The sequence below is a fragment of the Cellulophaga sp. BC115SP genome, assembly GCF_009905545.1.
Classification (GTDB): Bacteria; Bacteroidota; Bacteroidia; order Cytophagales; family Spirosomataceae; genus Flectobacillus; species Flectobacillus rivi.
This window is the reverse complement of record NZ_JAAALB010000002.1, coordinates 178,082-196,737: the sequence shown is the minus strand read 5'-3', so window position 1 is coordinate 196,737 and position 18,656 is coordinate 178,082. Positions and strand designations below refer to the sequence as shown.

At 38.9% G+C, this 18,656-nt stretch carries 11 protein-coding genes; 8 read left to right on the top strand and 3 right to left on the bottom strand.

The window, feature by feature from the left end:
* Window positions 1–131: 131 nt before the first annotated feature.
* The 3 genes from GVN22_RS02285 to GVN22_RS02275 all read right to left on the bottom strand — a co-directional run bounded on the left by GVN22_RS02285 (window position 132) and on the right by GVN22_RS02275 (window position 4,533).
* Window positions 132–2,750 (bottom strand): right-handed parallel beta-helix repeat-containing protein, encoded by a 2,619-nt coding sequence (locus tag GVN22_RS02285; RefSeq protein ID WP_166549455.1) that lies wholly within the window; start codon window positions 2,748–2,750, stop codon window positions 132–134.
* Between the two features lie 125 nt (window positions 2,751–2,875).
* Entirely contained in the window at window positions 2,876–3,310 is a 435-nt protein-coding gene (locus GVN22_RS02280; RefSeq protein ID WP_166549454.1) for a nuclear transport factor 2 family protein, read from the bottom strand.
* Between the two features lie 200 nt (window positions 3,311–3,510).
* Complete coding sequence (locus GVN22_RS02275; RefSeq protein WP_166549453.1) at window positions 3,511–4,533, bottom strand: LacI family DNA-binding transcriptional regulator; 1,023 nt, start codon at window positions 4,531–4,533, stop codon at window positions 3,511–3,513.
* A 541-nt stretch (window positions 4,534–5,074) separates the two neighbouring features.
* Between GVN22_RS02275 and GVN22_RS02270 the strand changes: the two genes are divergently transcribed.
* The 8 genes from GVN22_RS02270 to GVN22_RS02235 all read left to right on the top strand — a co-directional run bounded on the left by GVN22_RS02270 (window position 5,075) and on the right by GVN22_RS02235 (window position 18,391).
* A complete protein-coding gene (locus GVN22_RS02270) occupies window positions 5,075–7,417 on the top strand; it encodes a glycosyl hydrolase family 28 protein (protein ID WP_166549452.1) in 2,343 nt (780 codons plus the stop codon).
* 130 nt (window positions 7,418–7,547) lie between these two features.
* Window positions 7,548–9,476 (top strand): glycoside hydrolase family 105 protein, encoded by a 1,929-nt coding sequence (locus GVN22_RS02265; RefSeq protein WP_205690757.1) that lies wholly within the window; start codon window positions 7,548–7,550, stop codon window positions 9,474–9,476.
* 569 nt (window positions 9,477–10,045) lie between these two features.
* The gene (locus GVN22_RS02260) at window positions 10,046–11,578 is read left to right on the top strand and encodes a tagaturonate reductase (RefSeq protein WP_166549451.1); all 1,533 of its coding nucleotides are present in this window, start codon (window positions 10,046–10,048) and stop codon (window positions 11,576–11,578) included.
* A 350-nt stretch (window positions 11,579–11,928) separates the two neighbouring features.
* A complete protein-coding gene (locus GVN22_RS02255; RefSeq protein ID WP_166549450.1) occupies window positions 11,929–13,563 on the top strand; it encodes a UxaA family hydrolase in 1,635 nt (544 codons plus the stop codon).
* Window positions 13,564–13,875: 312 nt separating this feature from the next.
* Entirely contained in the window at window positions 13,876–15,276 is a 1,401-nt protein-coding gene (gene uxaC / locus GVN22_RS02250; protein WP_166549449.1) for a glucuronate isomerase, read from the top strand.
* 52 nt (window positions 15,277–15,328) lie between these two features.
* Complete coding sequence (locus tag GVN22_RS02245) at window positions 15,329–16,351, top strand: sugar kinase (protein WP_166549448.1); 1,023 nt, start codon at window positions 15,329–15,331, stop codon at window positions 16,349–16,351.
* A gap of 82 nt (window positions 16,352–16,433) precedes the next feature.
* Window positions 16,434–17,102 (top strand): bifunctional 4-hydroxy-2-oxoglutarate aldolase/2-dehydro-3-deoxy-phosphogluconate aldolase, encoded by a 669-nt coding sequence (locus GVN22_RS02240; RefSeq protein WP_166549447.1) that lies wholly within the window; start codon window positions 16,434–16,436, stop codon window positions 17,100–17,102.
* Between the two features lie 5 nt (window positions 17,103–17,107).
* Window positions 17,108–18,391 carry an MFS transporter gene (locus GVN22_RS02235; RefSeq protein WP_166549446.1) on the top strand — a complete coding sequence of 428 codons (1,284 nt, stop codon included), beginning with the start codon at window positions 17,108–17,110 and terminating at the stop codon, window positions 18,389–18,391.
* Window positions 18,392–18,656 lie beyond the last annotated feature (265 nt).

Genomic DNA, 18,656 nt, shown 5'->3' with positions numbered 1-18,656 from the left:
AATCAATAAAAAAAATCACTTTCCCAATTTATAAGAAATGATACTTATCGCTTTTTAAATAAAAAATCCTCACGTCGTGACTGTACTTTATGCCACAACATGAGGAAAAACAGAAGAATTTATCCAAATACTCAACCGCCTGGAGGAATTAATTCAAATGCGCCAATATCATGTGTACTGCCGTAAGGTCTTGCATTGTTATCTCTGTCAAAAGAGATACCCCAAAGTAAAAGGTTTTCGCCAGTGTTGACCAGTGGAGAACCAACTATAGGGTAGTAATTACCATTGCTAGGATTATTGAGTTGTGCCTGACTTATATCCAGTGTTTTGAAGTTGTTACGCTCGTTTACAATCACTGGACTGCCCAATTTAACGATATACTTCCCAGTGGCTGGATTGGCAATTAAATTATTGACGACCTCATGCGTATGAATCAAACTGTATAATTTGATGGCATCACTAGCAGAGCCTATAATTGAATTGTTGGCTATTCTTAAGTAAGTATTTGGGATAGAGCAGGAGCGAGAATCTGCAAAAATGCCATTATAACCTGAGTTCACGATAACATTATTGAATACAGATTGATTACCCAAAAAACCTACCATAATAATACCCGTTCCTCTAGCATTGACGACTTTATTGTTATAGCATAGCCCACCAGAACCTCCGCCTATCTGTATGCCATTAGCCTGATAGGCATCAAACGGGCTAATTCCTGTATCTATCATAGTATTGTCGTGTACTAAGGCATCCACAGAACAACCAAACTGTATGCCTTCGCACCCCGTTCTTTCTAACTGATTGTTATAAACCTGAAGACCATAAATATTGTGAGGAGGTACTACTTTGCTTACGCCATTGCAGTTGATAGTCATTCCTCCAGCAGCAAACGAATTACCAATATACAAGCCTTCACCAGGGACATCATGGATATAATTGTCATGAATTTTGACATTATACATGGTGAAGTTCCCCCTCCATGTAGTCGAATCGCAGTTGGGGTCAGTTTTTGCCATAATACCAGCAAAGCCAGTATTAGAAATTTCTACACGTTCAATTTCGCAGTCACTACTTTTGCCACCTACTGTGATTCCCATGCCTCCAGAGCCTGTTTTAGCTACTTTTAGTCCATAATAAACATTAGGGTCTCCCGTGCCAGTTACTTTGAAATAACGGCAGTTATCAAAATTTAAACCATTTTGATTGTTAGTCGTATTTTGAAAAATTACTTGCCCTCCAAGATTTCTATAAATAATTGGCTCGTTGGCTGTACCATTGAGTCCAATAAATTTGAGTCCTGTGTAGGTTCCCGCTTGAATACAAACAGTATTGCCTGGTCCAGCGCTTAGGTTTAAGGCAGAATAATCACCACTTTGAATAATAGTATAATCACATGAGCTAGGAACATAGGTAGCTACTGCCGATGCCGATTCAAAACAACCAATATCAAAGTCACCACCGTTTGGTCGAGGCTGGTCTGTTATATCCGTTGTGATACCCCAAGCGCTTAAGTTTTCGCCTTTATTAATCACAGGAGCATGACTTAGCGGACGATAATTCTCGGCACTAGTATTTTCATAAAACGATGCATCCACTACACCGTTAAGATAATTTTTTCGGGCATTTATTCTAACCGATGAGGAGAGTGGCGAAATGAATTTCCCTACTCCTGAGTTTAACATCACATTGTTTACAATCTCATAATTATGGATCGAGCTGTACAGTTTCAATGCCTCAGTTTGGGGAGAGATAATCGTGTTTTGAGCAATACGTAAATAGGTATCAGGGATCGAGCCAGGACGAGAATCTGAGAAAATGGCGTTGCCTTTTGGTCTGACAATTAGGTTGTTATATATCATTTGGTTTCCTAGAAAACCAAACATCACAATGGCTGCTCCTTCAGCATCCAGAATGGTATTATTATAAAAATTCCCGCCAGCGCCGCCATTCATGGCCACGGCATTGTTGAGAGTGGTTGAGCCTGGCACTTTTCCACAATTTTTAATCATATTATGGTGTACCTGTGCGTCGGGTGAATTGGCATATTGGATGCCTTTACTACCTGTGCGCTCAAAGATGTTATTATATATTTCAAGACCTACAATAAGGTGTGTAAACTTAGATACACTTACACCATTGCAGTTGATAGTTTTGGGAGTGCCATAGGATGGCTCGCCTACTGCGATACCTTCTCCCACTACATCATGAACATAATTATCATGTATTTTAATGGCTCTCATGGTATAATAATCTCTCCATGTAGTGCTATCACATGCGAGTTCTGTACGTGCTACAATACCCGCACCTTGAACATTTTGAATCTCAATTTTCTCTACTTCAATATTGCTACTTTTATCGGCAATACTAATGCCTCTACTGTTATTACCTGTGCCCGCTACTTTAAATCCATAATTAACATTTGCATCACCTATTCCTGATAGCTTCATGAATTTACTTTTCGAAAAGTTGATGGCTACGGCATTCGTAGTATTTTGAATGATGACCTGTCCTCCACAATTTTTTATAATGATGGGTTGGCTATCTGTCCCTTGAAAGCTATTAAAAGATAGGTTTGTATAAGTGCCAGCTTGAACACAAATAGTTTGCCCCGGTTGGGCATTGAAGTTACTGGGACTGTAAGCCCCACTCTTAGTTATAGTAAAATTACATCCACAGGATTGAGCATAAACGGAAAGCGAAGAAGGCCAGCTACAGAGTATAGCCAGCAAACCAATATATAGTGTTTTCATTAGGTATGCTATTGATAATTATGAGTTTATCAAAGTTACTCGATTTTTTGGAAAGTCTTAAGTCAAAACTAAAAAAGCCATGCTTGTGATGGCATGGCTTGAGATTCTATGGGCGAGTAATGTTTTTAATTCAAATTTTTAACTGCCTGACGAGCGAGTAATTTCCAACCTCCTTTTTCTTTACTCCAAACAGTCAAAATAAAAAGTTTAACGCTTCCTGCCTTACCACTATCCAATGTTTCAGCAGCTAAACTATGACGAACAATCGCCGTTTTGCCATGAATACTAATCGTTTGGTCTGTCAATTGAATCGTTTTGAAGTCAGATTTACCACTCACTAAAGCTTCTACAAATTGCGCTTTGTTTTCGATTTTACCACCTGAGTGACCATACGATAAATCTTCGGTAGCAATATTTTCTAGGGCTTCTTTGGTTGGGTCAATCATTGCCAAACGCAATTTTTCAACTGACTCAGCTACTGCTTTTTCATCTTTTGATTGTGCAATACTTCCCAATGTAGCCATAACTAAGAATAAAAGTGTGATGCTTAATTTTTTCATGATGTTTAGATAAAATGGGCTTTGATAGCCTATAGGATAAATACTAGATTCTGATAGTTACTCAACGAAGAAAGATGATGTTTCTTTTTTTCTACTTTATCAAATGAAAAATATTCATAAAAACACGATAACAGGTGCAAAATTAAAAGGGACAAAAGCAAAGTATATGCTTTTGTCCCTTCGTAATTAATTTCTAAAGATTAATCTGTAACTATTTTAGTTGAATCTCTAATAATCAGCTCTGTGGGAAGTTTTACCGTTTGATAAACAGGGTTTTTGCTTTTCTTCTCTACCATATCTAGTAGCAATTCTGCTGCTCGTTGTCCCATTTCTAAGGCTGGTTGGATCACCGAGGTGAAAGATGGAGAAAGTAATTCTGCTACTTTCAAATTGGTGAAGCCCATCAATGCCATATCTTCAGGAATACGAATATTACGTTTTTTCAGAATCTTTAAACATGCCATGGCTAGACGGTCGCTTACCGTAAAAATAGCGTCAGGAAGAATGGGTTGTGACAAAAGCTCATCAATCACCTTTTCCATGTCCTCAATGCTAAAATTACAGTATTTTACAAAATCCTCGTTGTAAGGAATACCGTGCTTTTCTAAGGCTGCTTGGTAGCCACTGATACGCTCACGAGTGATTGAAAGCGTAGGAGAAGCCGCCAAATGAGCAATGTACTTTTTGCCAGATTTTATCAAATGCTCGGTCCCGTCAAATGCACCTTGATAGTTATCTGCCACAACTTTATGGGTATTGATTTCGTCTGAAAATCTATCAAAAAATACAATTGGCATACCCTTGCTATGTAATTCTTTCAGGTGCTCAACGTGGGTTGTTTGTCCAGAAAGCGAAATCAAAACACCATCGACACGACGTGAGGCAAGGTGTTGAATATTAACTACTTCACGGTCGTAGGACTCATGGCTTTGAAAAATTACTACATGGTATCCACGGTTGTATGCAATGGATTCGATGCCGTTGATAGCTTGAGAAAAGAATGGATTGTCAATTTCGGGTACAACTACACCAATAGCACGGCTACGGTTTTCTTTAAGGCTAAGGGCAATAGGGTTGGGGCGATAGTTCAGTTTTTCGGCACATTCCAATACAATTCGCTTAGTTTCGGGGTTAATTTCATAACTTCCCCTCAACGCCCTCGAAACAGTGGAGGTCGACAAATTTAGTGCCTTTGCAATATCTTTTATGGTTGCGATTTCCAAAGCTAATCTTGTTTTTGTACAATTTTCTACAAAGATAACTTGCTTCTCTGTAAAACTATTCTAATCTACGATTTTCAAGGTAATATCCCAAATATTATTAAATAAATCAAAATTCCTGACTGCTTGACAACGTTGCCGACAACGATTGCGTAAATATTTTCCTGTAAAAATTTGTCCTTAGATTTGGACAATTCTAACTTGACACCGTCTTACAGCAACTATATAGTAGAATTGTTTCTACTATTTCCCTGAAAAAGTCAAAAAGAAATATTCAGAGATACAGTGTTCTTTACGGAACAACTTAATAGCCATCGTATGTATAATTAGTTTTTGGATAGATAGTTTGAACCCTCTAAACCTTGACCTAGCTTCTCCCTTCTTTTGGGAGGGAGAAAGCCAAGGGAAATCAGTATTTCTGATTGAAATCTTGAAGTAATATTTTCTGAAAAAGCATTTTGTATCACTTAATCACATAATTACTCAATTGCTAGAAGAACCCCTCGGGGTAGCTCCATTAGGAGTTTCAAATAAACAATAACTAATGAAAAAAGTCCTTTTATTTACCTTCACTCTTCTTACCATATTCAGCTTTAAGCTCGAAGATACTCGTACTACTATTTTTTTGTGTGGAGACTCAACCATGGCTGATAAGGCGGCAAACGCTGCGCCAGAAACAGGCTGGGGAATGGTTTTACCAGAATTTTTTACGAATGAAATCAAAATTGAAAATCATGCCGTAAATGGTCGTAGTACTAAAAGCTTTATCAACGAAGGTCGTTGGAAAACGGTAATAGACAAGGTAAAAAAAGGTGACTGGGTTTTGATTCAGTTTGGTCATAATGATCAAAAAGTGAACGATACGACTCGTTCGGCACCTTCGCAAACACTTTACAAGCAAAACTTAACTCGATTTGTCAACGATACTCGTGCTAAAGGTGGCAACCCTGTGTTGATTACACCTGTGATGCGCCGCAAATTTGATGAAGGTGGTAAGTTTGTGGACCAACATCAAGACTACCCTGATGTGGTAAAAGCTTTGGCAAAAGAGTTGAAAGTACCGATGATTGATTTACACCAAAAATCGCAAAAAGTGATCGAACAACATGGTGTAGCTGGGTCAAAGAAACTTTTCTTACATTATCCTAAAAATGTATATGCTCGTTATAAAGACGGTGCTTCTGACGATACACATTTCTCTAGATACGGTGCTGAAATAATGGCTAGCTTGGTTTGTGAAGATATGGCGTCTTTAGGTTTACCACTGAAATCGTATTTCAAAAAGTCTGTATATCCTACCAAATTTGTTTACGAATTGCCAAAGGTTTCGACACCTGTTTTCAAGAAAGATACTTTTAATATTGTCAACTTCGGCGCGGTAGCAGATGGACAAACGCTAAACACCAAAGCAATCAATAAGGCTATTGTTACTTGTAGCGAAGCAGGTGGAGGTACCGTAATCGTACCATCAGGAGTTTGGTTGACGGGTTCAATCGTTATGAAGAGCAATGTTAATTTGCATTTGCGTAAAGGTGCCTTGATTCAATTTAGTAATCGATTTGAAGACTTTGATTTGATTCGTACTACTTACGAAGGCTTAACTGCTGCTCGTTGTCAAGCACCAGTTTATGGAATAGATTTGGAAAATGTAGCCATTACAGGTTTTGGTGTTTTGGATGGTGCAGGCGATGCGTGGCGTCCAGTAAAACGTTCAAAAATGACCCAAGGTGCTTGGGAAAAACTCATTGCATCAGGTGGTTTGTTGAGTCCTGACAAAAATAACTGGTATCCAAGTCAGAAATCATATTTGGGTTCTACGGTTCAACTGCCAGGCGTATTGAAAGATGGAAAAGAGGTAAAAGATTTTGAATATATCAAAGACTTCCTTCGTCCAAATATGTTGTCACTCACACGTTGTTCAAATGTATTGCTAGAAGGGATTACTTTCCAAAATTCACCAGCTTGGTGTTTGCACCCATTGTTGTGTGACAATATTACTTTGAAGGGCGTGAAAGCTAAAAACCCTTGGTATGCACAAAATGGAGATGGAATAGATTTGGAATCTTGTAAAAACGCTTTGATTGAAGATTGTACATTTGATGTGGGCGACGATGGTATCTGTATCAAATCTGGTCGTGATGAGGAAGGTCGTAAACGTGGTGTGCCTACCGAGAATGTATTGATTAATAATTGCTTTGTATATCATGCACACGGCGGTTTCGTGATCGGTAGCGAGATGTCTGGCGGTGTCAAAAATATGTTTGTCAACAACTGTACCTTTATGGGAACGGACATTGGGTTACGTTTCAAGTCGGCACGTGGTCGTGGAGGAGTAGTGGAAAATATTTATATCAGCGACATTGGAATGACCAATATCCCTGGCGAAGCAATTTTGTTTGATATGTATTACGCTGCCAAAGATCCAGTGCCTGTGTATGGCGAGAAGACAGATATTCCTGAAATCAAATTTGAGCCAGTTAGTGCAGGAACGCCACTTTTCAAGGATTTCTACATGAAAAATATCGTATGTCGTGGTGCCGAAAAGGCGTTGTTTATTAGAGGTTTGCCTGAAATGCCTATCAAGAATGTTTGGTTAGAAGATGCGATTTTGGAATCTGATAAAGGAATGATTTGCACAGAAGCTGAGAATATCAATCTCAAAAATGTAAGTATTCTTTCTAAGGATGCCACGACGATACAAATTCAGAATGGACAACAAATTACCTTAGACAATATTCAGTATAAAGGTGCTTCGACTGACTTATTACTGAAAATAACGGGAGAACGTAACAAAAGTGTTCGTTTGGTTAATACAGATACCAAGCAAGCAAAAAAAGACGTTGAACTTGGAGAAAAAGTGCCTTCAAGTGTTCTTTTGAAGAAGTAAGTAACTTCGTGACATAATCTCATAAAGAGTATCCTGAATTGAAAAGGTGCTCTTTATGGAAACTAAAGTCATAAAATTTTAAAAGAGCGTATCTCTCAAAACATTCTAAAACATTCAAAAAACAAAACCTATGTTCAAGACAACTGCAAAAATATTGACAGTTTGCGCATTGATGGCGAATTCGGCTTTTGCTCAAGTACAGCAGTCGTTGCCTTGGTCAGAACGAATGGCAAATACCATGCTAACCGTTCACAAGGATACCATTACTTACAGTGCTGAAAAGAAAAACGCTCATTGGGAATACGAAATGGGCTTGATGATGAAGTCACTCGAAAATGTTTGGTATCATACAGGCGATGCTAAATATTTCCGTTATATCAAGCAAGTAGTTGACCAGTTTGTAGACGACAAAGGTAATATCCGTACCTATAAAATCGACGATTACAACCTTGACATGATTACGCCTGGTCGTTTATTGTTGACTTTGTATCATGAAACTAGTAAAGAAAAATATCGCTTAGCTGCGGATAATTTAATGAAGCAGTTGAAAGAACAACCTCGTACTAAAGAAGGTGGTTTTTGGCACAAAAAACGCTATCCAAACCAAATGTGGTTGGATGGATTATACATGGCTGAGCCTTTCTATGCAGAATATACGGCAATGTTTGGTCCTTCCAAAAACTTTGATGATATCATCAATCAGTTTGTTTGGATGGAAAAAAATGGTCGTGACGATAAGACAGGTTTGTTGTATCACGGATGGGACGAAAGCCGTGAGCAGAAGTGGTCAGACCCTAAAACAGGTAAGTCTCCGAACTTCTGGAGCCGTGCAATTGGTTGGTACACAATGGCATTAGTAGACGTTTTGGATTATATTCCTGCCAACCACCCACGTCGTGGTGAGTTAGTAGCTATTTTACAACGTATCATTCCAGCCGTTATCAAGTATCAAGACCCTAAAGAGGGCTGTTGGTATCAAGTAACTGACAAAATCGGTGGTAAAGGCAACTACCTTGAAGCTTCTGGTTCTTCGATGTTTGTGTATTCGATTGTGAAAGGCGTTCGTTTAGGATATTTAAGTCCAGCCTATATGGTTGCGGCACAAAAAGGCTATAAAGGTATTTTGAAAAACTTTATTTCTACAGATGCCAATGGTTTGATTCACTTAGAAAAGACTGTACAGGTTTCTGGTTTGGGAGGTACTCCTTACCGCGATGGTAGCTACGAATATTACTTAAGTGAAAAAATCCGTCAGGATGATTTAAAAGGTGTTGGCCCATTCATCATGGCAAGTGTTGAGATGGAAACATTCCCTACCTTGTCGATTGGCAAGGGTAAAACAGTTATGTTAGATAACTTCTTCAACCGTGAATATCGCAAAGGTTTTACTGGTGAAAAAGAAACCTATCACTATACTTGGTACGACCGTAAGGATTCAGGATACTCGCTTTGGGGGAAAGTTTTCAATGAATATGGAGCTAAATTAGGTACTTTAGAAGAAGCGCCAAGTGCTCAGAATTTGAAAAATGCGAGCGTATTTATTATTGTTGACCCAGATACGCCAAAAGAAACTCCAGCACCAAACTATGTTGAGGAGAAGGACGTAAAAGTTATTTCTGACTGGGTAAAAGCAGGTGGTGTATTGGTTTTGTTGGCCAATGATACATCTAATGCTGAAATCAAGCATTTCAATCAATTGACGAAGGCGTTTGGTATTAGTTTTACCAATAAAAACCGCAATATGGTGAAAAATGATCAATTTGAGCAAGGTAAATTTGAATTCAATAATCATCCAATTTTCAAGGATGTGAAGAAAATTTATGTAAAAGAATTGGTAACCCTAGAAACAAAAGCACCAGCAAAACCGATCTTGGAAGAAGGTGGCGATGTAATCATGGCAACAGCCAAAGTTGGTAAAGGTACAGTATTTGTCCTTGGTGACCCTTGGATTTACAACGAATACCTCAATGGCAAACGTCTTCCTTTGCAATACGAAAACTTTAAAGCTGCTAAATACCTAACAGAATGGCTTCTAAAACAAGCCACCATTAAAAAGTAAGTCAAGGGCGGTGGTGAGAATATCTTACTACCGCCTTTTTTTTGAGTTCAGAGTTGTGAATTTTGAATTGTGAGTGAGGATTTCCAACAATTGCGGATTTTGGATTTCTGATTTCGGAAATAAATTAAAATACCTTTATTTTTTACAAAAATAGACAATTACACTTCCAAAATCCCACATCCGATATCCGAAATAGACAGTTTTAGAGTCCTTCGCATTGTTCCAGTGCTGAGTTGTGAATATGAATATTGAGAATTACTTAACATTACTACTCAAAACTCCTCACTCAGAACTCATCACTCAAAAAACTCCAACAGTTTCTATTCTTTAAAAAATACAAATTCTAATTTCTGAACGATTAAGTGTAATATCTCTAAGTCATGGAAAATTGACGGAGGGAATAATTTTCGGGAACGATGCCGAAAACGATTGCGTAAAAACATTCTCATATTCGCTTGCAGGTGCTAAACATTTGATATAAACTTATTTTACAAAACTACAGAGTTTTAAACGTATCCTTAGAATAATATCATTTTTGGGCATAACGCCTCTTGAATAAAACGACTGCTATGAAAGATATTTCATTTTCACAATTGGATTCAATTGTGCCTCAATGTGCGGTGAATTTACCAAACCTTAACGACCTCAATCTTCCAGAAAAGGTATTGCAATTTGGTACAGGAGTATTGCTCCGTGGGTTACCAGATTATTTTATTGACAAAGCCAACAAGCAAGGCGTTTTTAACGGGCGCATTGTGGTGGTAAAATCTACATCAGGGGCATCCGATGAGTTTGACCAACAAGATAGCTTATACACGATTTGTGAGCGCGGGGTACAAGCAGGAGAACAAATCGAGTCATACACTTTGAGTTCGGCTATTAGCCGTGTGATTTCAGCACAATCAGATTGGAAAAAGGTGTTGGAATGTGCGCACAATCCTGAAATGCAAATTGTCATTTCAAATACTACCGAAGTAGGTATTCAATTAGTGCAAGACGATATTAATAACAATCAACCTCCTGTGTCATTCCCAGGAAAGTTATTAGCGTTTTTGTATGAAAGATATAAAGCATTTAATGGCGACAAGTCGAAAGGCTTGGTGATTGTGCCTACAGAGTTAATTCCTGATAACGGTAAAAAATTGGAATCAATCGTATTGGAATTAGCGCATTTGAATTCTTTAGAAACGGACTTTTTAGATTGGTTAGAGGTATCCACAACTTTCTGTAATTCGTTGGTAGACCGAATTGTGCCAGGCAAACCAAAACCAGAGGTGAAAGAGGCGATTGAATCGCAACTAGGTTATTCAGACCAATTGCTAATTGTTTCTGAGGTTTACCGACTTTGGGCTATTGAGGGTGACGAACACGTAAAAGAAGTTCTTTCGTTTGGACAAGTAGACGAAGGTGTGATTGTTGAGCCCAATATCGATTTGTATCGTGAGTTGAAGTTAAGATTATTGAACGGAACGCATACTTTGAGTTGTGGATTGGCGTATCTAGCTGGTTTCAAAACGGTATCTGAAGGTATGGAAGACGAATATTTAAGTACTTTCGTAAGCAACTTGATGCTTGCGGAGTTAGCTCCATCTATTCCATACAAAGTGTCAATTTTGACAGCAGAACGTTTTGGTCGTCAGGTATTAGACCGATTCCGTAACGATAGTATCCAACACAATTGGTTGAGCATTACAATGCAGTATACTTCTAAAATGAAGATGCGTAATTTGGCGACCTTGTTACAGTATTATCAAAATTTCCCATGTGTCCCAGAGTATTTTTCGGTAGGATTTGCCGCATATTTGCTTTTCATGAAAGCAGAACTTGCTGAAGATGGAAAATATTATGGCACGAGCAATGGAGAGAAATACCTTATTCAGGACGACAAAGTAGCGTATTTTGCTGAAAAATGGGCTTCATTATCTCCTGATGAATTGGTTGATGCGGTGCTTTCTGACAAATTCTTGTGGGGAACAGACCTTACTGCTCTCAAAGGATTTGCAGCTATGGTAAAAGAATATTTACTCAAAATGACAAACGAAGGGGTATTGAGTACCCTAAAAATATTTGTACGTAAAGGCGAAGATACCTTAGTAAGTTAGTGGGCAAAATTAAAAGAATTTTGCCAGCAATATGCATTAAGCTATATGCTATAAGCAAAAAGTATTTCTAACAAAATCATGAATACATTTTTTGCCTAATGCCTACGGCCTAGAGCGTATTAATTCAATTTTATTTTGCATTAATACTTAGGTTAGCGTACTGAGTTAGTATTTCATGAAGGATTTGTTCCATTTTGGATATCGGATGTTGGATTTTGGAATTTTAACCTAGTTTTTACATGATATTTTGTTAAAAAGAAATGTACTTTACAATACTTCCGAAATCAGCAATCCCAAATCCGCAATAGTGTAGTAACTTTCTTCTGTAACCAGAAAACATTCTCAAAAAAATGAAAGCAAAAGCTATCAAAATCAATCCTAGCGACAATGTCTATGTAGCTTTGACAGACCTCAAAAAAGGGGAGGTGCTAGAAGGAATTGAATTAAAAACAGATGTCCCTGTTAAACATAAATTTGCAGAATTTGACTTCGCCACGGGCGATTTGTTGAAAATGTATGGTCTTACCATTGGAAAAGCTGCTCAGCCTATCCAACAAGGAGAACATATTACTACTTTCAACGTAAAACACGTTGCCGAGTCTTATGGCGAGCGTGTTCCTAATTTGGAGTGGCACAAACCAGATACTTCAAAATTTGAAGGACGTACTTTTAATGGTTTTCATCGTGCCGATGGACGTGTTGGTTCTGCAAACTACTGGTTGGTAGTACCAATGGTTTTTTGTGAAAACCAAAACGTCGAGGTAATCAAAAATGCGCTTTTGAATGAATTAGGATATGCTAAAGCTTCGCAATTTCAAGGATATACCCAAAGTTTGATAAATGCCTACAAAAACGGGGTGGATGTTTCTGCATTAGTTTATGAAGAAACAGAACAAACTGAAGAAGGGCGTGGTAAATTATTTCCACAGGTAGACGGTATCAAATTCTTGACGCATACTGGTGGTTGTGGTGGTACTCGCGAAGACGCACAAGTGTTGTGTCAACTATTGGCGGGTTATATCACGCATCCCAATGTGGCTGGTGCAACGATTTTGAGTTTAGGTTGTCAAAATGCACAGGTAAAATTATTACAAGACGCTATTGCCAAGGTAGACCCTCAATTCTCAAAGCCTCTTTATATTTTCGACCAGCAAGCTATCGGAAACGAAGAGCAAATGTTGCGTCAGGCTATCAAGCAAACCTTTATTGGCCTAACGATTGCTAACCAAGCTAAGCGTGAACCTGCTCCACTATCTCACCTGACTTTAGGTGTAGAATGTGGTGGTTCGGATGGTTTTTCAGGAATTTCTGCCAATCCATCAGTAGGATATTGCGCAGATTTGCTTTCTGCATTAGGAGGTAAGGTTATGTTAGCTGAATTCCCAGAATTATGTGGTGTTGAGCAAGAACTTATCAATCGTTGTGTGAGTGATGATTTAGCAGATAAGTTTACCACCATTCAGGCAGCTTATGCACGTAGTGCTGAGGCAGTTGGTTCTGGTTTTGATATGAACCCTTCTCCAGGGAATATTAAAGATGGCTTAATTACCGACGCGATGAAATCGGCAGGTGCGGCCAAAAAAGGAGGGAATTCTCCTATTTTTGATGTCTTGGATTACACTGAACAAGCGACAAAATCAGGCTTAAACTTACTTTGTACTCCGGGCAACGATGCTGAATGTACGACGGGTTTGGCAGGTTCAGGTGCTAATGTAATCATGTTTACAACGGGATTAGGCAATCCAATGGGTAATCCGATTTGTCCTGTTTTAAAAATTTCTTCTAACTCTGCCTTGGCAGAAAGAATGTCAGATATTATTGACATCAATGCTGGAACTGTGATTACAGGAGAAAAAACGATTGCCGAAATGGGCGAGGAGTTATTGGAATATTGTATCAAAACAGCCTCAGGTGAGTACACACCCAAAGCTGTTGCCCTTGGACACGATGACTTTATTCCATGGAAACGTGGAGTTTCTTTGTAAGTGGTGAATGTTGAGTTTTGAGTGCGGAGTTTCAGGTGATTGAGCTCAACGCCAAGATATTGTGCCCTCGTTAGAGTTTTCTCCAACGAGTTAGGCGCCAACTAATAAAAGTGGTTTGTTGCTTACGCGAGATTGTTGGGGAAAACTTCAACAACGGCTTCTAAGTGATGAGTTTAGAGTTTTGAGTGCGGAGTTTCAGATGATTGAGCTCCAAAACCCACAGCCGACAGCCCAAATATTATCCAAATACAGTCTCTTGCTTGAGTCAGCAAACTTTAAGCAATTTTTTTGAACTACTATCAATTTCAAAAGATGAAAAACTTCTTAGACGACAATTTTCTATTACAGACTGAAACAGCTCGTACTTTGTTTCATGAGTATGCTAAGCAAATGCCAATTATTGACTACCACTGCCATCTACCACCAGACCAGATAGCGGAGGATAAGTCATTTGAGAACCTTGCCCAAATTTGGTTGTACGGCGATCACTACAAATGGCGTGCAATGCGTACAAATGGAATCAACGAAGCCTATTGTACTGGAGACAAGTCGGATTATGAGAAATATGAACAGTGGGCTGCGACGGTACCTTACACGATGCGTAACCCTTTGTACCACTGGACTCACCTCGAATTACAACGTTATTTTGGGGTCAATGAAGTATTGAATCCATCGACTGCGAAAGATATTTACGAAAAATGCACAGCCCTTTTACAAACCCCAGAATATTCGGTAAGAGGTTTGTTGAATAAAATGAATGTAAAGGTGGTGTGTACAACCGATGACCCGCTTGATTCTTTGGAATATCACCAAAAAATTAAAGAAGATGGGGTTGAGGTAAAAGTATTGCCTACTTTCCGTCCTGACAAAGCGATGGCTGTAGAAAATGTAGCGAATTTTGTGACTTACGTCGGAAAATTAGAAGCAGTTGTAGGTCGTAGTCTTTCGACTTTAGAAGAATATCTAGGGGCATTGAAAGAGCGTCATGACTTCTTTGCTGAAATGGGAGGCAAGCTATCTGATCACGGTCTTGAGCAGATTTATGCGGAAGATTATACGGAAGATGAAATTGCTGCTATCTTCTTGAAAATCAAAGGAGGAAGTGAGTTGACTTTAGAAGAACAATTGAAGTTCAAGTCTGCAATGTTGATCCATTTTGCCATTTGGGATTGGGAAAAAGGCTGGACACAACAATTTCACCTAGGCGCATTGCGTAACAATAACCTTCGTGCGATGCGCGAATTAGGTCCTGATACAGGTTGGGATTCAATCGGTGATTTTGACCAAGGTAGAGCGCTTTCGAAATTTTTGGGTAAATTAGACGAAAATAACCAATTAGCTAAAACAATCCTTTACAACTTGAACCCTCGCGATAACGAATTGATGGCTACTATGATTGGTAACTTCAATGATGGTTCTGTGGCTGGAAAAATCCAATTTGGTTCTGGTTGGTGGTTCCTCGACCAAAAAGATGGTATGGAGAAACAAATCAATGCGCTTTCAAATTTGGGCTTGTTGAGCCGTTTTGTAGGTATGTTGACAGACTCTCGTAGTTTTCTTTCTTTCCCTCGTCATGAGTATTTTAGACGAATTTTATGTAATATACTAGGTAACGACGTTGAAAATGGCGAACTACCTAACGATATTCCTTGGATTGGAAAGATGGTTCAAGATATTTGTTACAACAACGCCAAAGAATACTTCGGATTTTAAGTGACTCGGCTAGGTATCTTAGAGGTATCTAGCCGCTTTTTAAAATAGATATATGCAAAAAATAGTGTGTTGTTTCGGAGAAATTCTTTTACGTTTTTCTCCTCAGTTGGGTGGTGAATGGATTAAAAATGCCACAATGCCCGTGTTTGTTGGTGGTGCCGAATTGAATGTAGCCACAGCTTTAGCGAATTGGAATGTGCCTGTGCAATACACCAGTGTATTGCCCGACAACCAGCTTTCGGTTGAATTGAAGCAGTATATCGAAGAAAAAGGTATCTCTGCTGATAAAATGCCTTGCTTCGGTGACAGAATAGGTACTTATTACCTTCCACAGGGTGCAGACCTCAAAAATGCAGGCGTAATTTATGACCGTGCTCATTCTGCTTTCTGGACTTTAGCGCCTGGTAAAGTGGATTGGGATAGCATTCTCGAAAATGTCTCTTGGTTTCATTTCAGTGCTATCAGCCCAGCTTTGAACGAAGACGTGGTTGATGCCTGTGAGGAGGTTTTGAAAATTGCTAAAAGCAAAGGTATTACTGTATCTGTTGATCTCAACTATCGTGCAAAGCTTTGGAAATACGGCAAACAACCTGTCGAAATTATGCCACGCTTAGCGCAATACTGCGACGTAATCATGGGTAATATTTGGGCAGCAGATTGGCTCTTGGGTATTCCTGTAGATGCAAGTATCAACCCTGATTCAACACAAGAAGAGTATTTGGCGCATAGTATTCGTACTGCCGAAGCTATTCAAAAGCAATATCCTCAATGCTCAGTGGTAGCGCATACGTTCCGTTTTGACGCTCCTCCAAAGGGTATTTTGTATTATACCACACTTTTTACCAATGGTCAACAATACGTTTCTCCGACTTTTACAATTGATGAAGTTGTAGATAAGGTAGGCAGTGGTGATTGTTTTATGGGAGGTTTGATTTATGGTTTATATAATGAAAAATCACCTCAAGAAGTAATTAATTATGCAGCTGCTGCGGCATTCGGTAAACTGAATGAATATGGCGATGCAACCAAACAAAGCGTAGAACAAGTAGAAAATCTACTGGCTAAGTTTTTATAAGTATTGAAATCACTTAGAAAATGCTCTTGGTGATTTCTGAAATCTTTTATTGTTCCTCTCAATTTTAATTAAGAAATATAAAATGGCCTTTTTTGATAGTACAACGGTTGACCAACTTATCGCAAAGTATCCCGTTGTTCCCGTTTTTTACCATGAAGATTTAGCTTTAACGCAAGGCATCATCAAAGCTTGCTATGATGGAGGTATGCGTGCTTTTGAGTTTACCAATCGTGGCGAAAGTGCTTTGGCAACTTTTACGGCATTAGTGCCATTTATTCGTGAAAATTGCCCAGATATGGCTATCGGTATCGGTACAATTTTCAAAGCAGAACAAGCTGCTAAGTTTATTGAAGTAGGGGCAGATTTTGTGGTACAACCTGTTACAACTGCTGAAGTTGGTGCATTGTGTCAAGAAAAAAATATTGCTTGGTACCCTGGTGCTTGTACTTTGAATGAAATCTATCAAGCAACAGAACTAGGTGCTACTGTGGTTAAAATCTTCCCTGGAAATGTCGTTGGCCCAGGTTTTGTGAAATCTATGAAAGGACCAATGCCAAAGGTGAAAGTAATGGTAACTGGAGGAGTAGAACCAACAACCGAAAGTCTTACCACATGGTTTAATGCAGGAGTAACTGCAGTTGGTATGGGCTCACAATTGTTTCCAAGTGCCGTTTTAGCAAATAAAGATTTTAATCAAATTCAGCAAACCGTAGCTAGCTTGATGGAAACGGTGGCAAGCTTATCTAAATAAAAACTATGGAAAAAAAGGTAGGAAGTTATCGTTGGGTCATTGTAGCCCTTTTGTTTTTTGCAACAACCATCAGTTATCTTGACCGCCAAGTAATTGCTTTATTAAAGCCAACCTTGGAAAAAGAATTTGACTGGAATGAAAAAGATTATAGTAACCTAGTAATGGCATTTCAAGCAGCTTATGCGATTGGTTTGGTATTATCAGGTAGTATTATTGATAAAATTGGTACAAAATTGGGCTATTTGGTAGCCGTAATTTGGTGGAGTGCTGCGGGCGTTTTAACAGCGGCAGCAACTAGTACATTAGGTTTTGGGGCTTTCAGAGCTTTGTTGGGCTTGGGCGAAGGAGGTAACTTCCCAGCGGCAATCAAAAGTGTGGCTGAATGGTTTCCTAAAAAAGAACGTGCTTTGGCAACGGGTATTTTTAACTCTGGTGCTAATATCGGTGCTGTGGTAGCACCATTGATGGTACCTTGGATTTTGGCTGTGTGGGGATGGCAAGTGGCTTTTATGGTAACAGGTGGTGTAGGTTTTATCTGGGTAATTTTCTGGGTAATGAGCTATGATAAACCAACAACCCATAAATCCGTTACACCAGAAGAATTGGCTTATATCCAAAGCGATGAGGATGAGGTTTCGACATCTGAAGAAAAACCAGTAAAATGGGCTCAACTATTTGGAATCCGTCAAACTTGGGCTTTCATTTTTGGAAAAATGTTAACTGACCCAATTTGGTGGTTCTTCTTGTACTGGTTGCCTTCATATTTTGCAGAAACTTTCCAATTAGATTTGAAAAAACCATCTTTAGAACTCATTATCGTTTATACTGCTACAACCATTGGTAGTATTGGTGGTGGTTATGTGTCAGGATTCTTGATCAACAAAGGATGGCCAGTATTCAAAGCTCGTAAAGTAGCGATGTTGAGTTTTGCCTTGGCAGTTGTGCCAATTATGGCGGCTCAATATTGTTCTAATATTTGGCAAGCGGTAGTCTTGATTAGTATTGCGGCGGCGGCTCACCAAGCGTGGAGTGCCAACATCTTTACAACTGCGTCAGATATGTTCCCTAAAAAGGCAGTTTCTTCTGTTGTAGGTATCGGTGGTATGGCTGGGTCTGTTGGTGGTATCCTTTTCCCATTAATGGTAGGTACTATTTTGGACTCATACAAAGAAGCTGGAAATATCACAGCAGGTTATAATATCATCTTTATTGTGTGTGGTTTTGCCTACTTATTGGCGTGGGGATTAATGCACTTGTTTGCTCCTAAAATGGAGAAAGTAGAATTGTAAAAAGTTAGGGGACAACGTTTGATTTAAGATGTCGGCTATAGGCATTAGGCGACAGGCACTAGGCAAAGAGTGTTAAAATGTTTTTAGTAACGATAGATATATTTTTGCCGATGCTCAAAGCTGAAAGCCGAAAGGTCAAAAATTAAATTTTACTTTGCCCATTAACCTAATAAAATCTTGTTAAAAACGTGAATGGATTAGCCAGTGATGCTCTTATGTGTTGCTGGCTAATTTTGTAAAAGGACAAGGTAACTATTTCGGATAT

What these genes read in the sequence shown, in the direction of transcription:
- GVN22_RS02235 (WP_166549446.1), top strand. Translation starts at nt 17,108, where the DNA reads ATGGAAAAAAAGGTAGGAAGTTATCGTTGGGTCATTGTAGCCCTTTTG.
- GVN22_RS02285 (WP_166549455.1), bottom strand. Translation starts at nt 2,750, where the DNA reads ATGAAAACACTATATATTGGTTTGCTGGCTATACTCTGTAGCTGGCCT.
- GVN22_RS02280 (WP_166549454.1), bottom strand. Translation starts at nt 3,310, where the DNA reads ATGAAAAAATTAAGCATCACACTTTTATTCTTAGTTATGGCTACATTG.
- GVN22_RS02255 (WP_166549450.1), top strand. Translation starts at nt 11,929, where the DNA reads ATGAAAGCAAAAGCTATCAAAATCAATCCTAGCGACAATGTCTATGTA.
- GVN22_RS02240 (WP_166549447.1), top strand. Translation starts at nt 16,434, where the DNA reads ATGGCCTTTTTTGATAGTACAACGGTTGACCAACTTATCGCAAAGTAT.
- GVN22_RS02260 (WP_166549451.1), top strand. Translation starts at nt 10,046, where the DNA reads ATGAAAGATATTTCATTTTCACAATTGGATTCAATTGTGCCTCAATGT.
- GVN22_RS02265 (WP_205690757.1), top strand. Translation starts at nt 7,548, where the DNA reads ATGTTCAAGACAACTGCAAAAATATTGACAGTTTGCGCATTGATGGCG.
- GVN22_RS02245 (WP_166549448.1), top strand. Translation starts at nt 15,329, where the DNA reads ATGCAAAAAATAGTGTGTTGTTTCGGAGAAATTCTTTTACGTTTTTCT.
- uxaC (WP_166549449.1), top strand. Translation starts at nt 13,876, where the DNA reads ATGAAAAACTTCTTAGACGACAATTTTCTATTACAGACTGAAACAGCT.
- GVN22_RS02270 (WP_166549452.1), top strand. Translation starts at nt 5,075, where the DNA reads ATGAAAAAAGTCCTTTTATTTACCTTCACTCTTCTTACCATATTCAGC.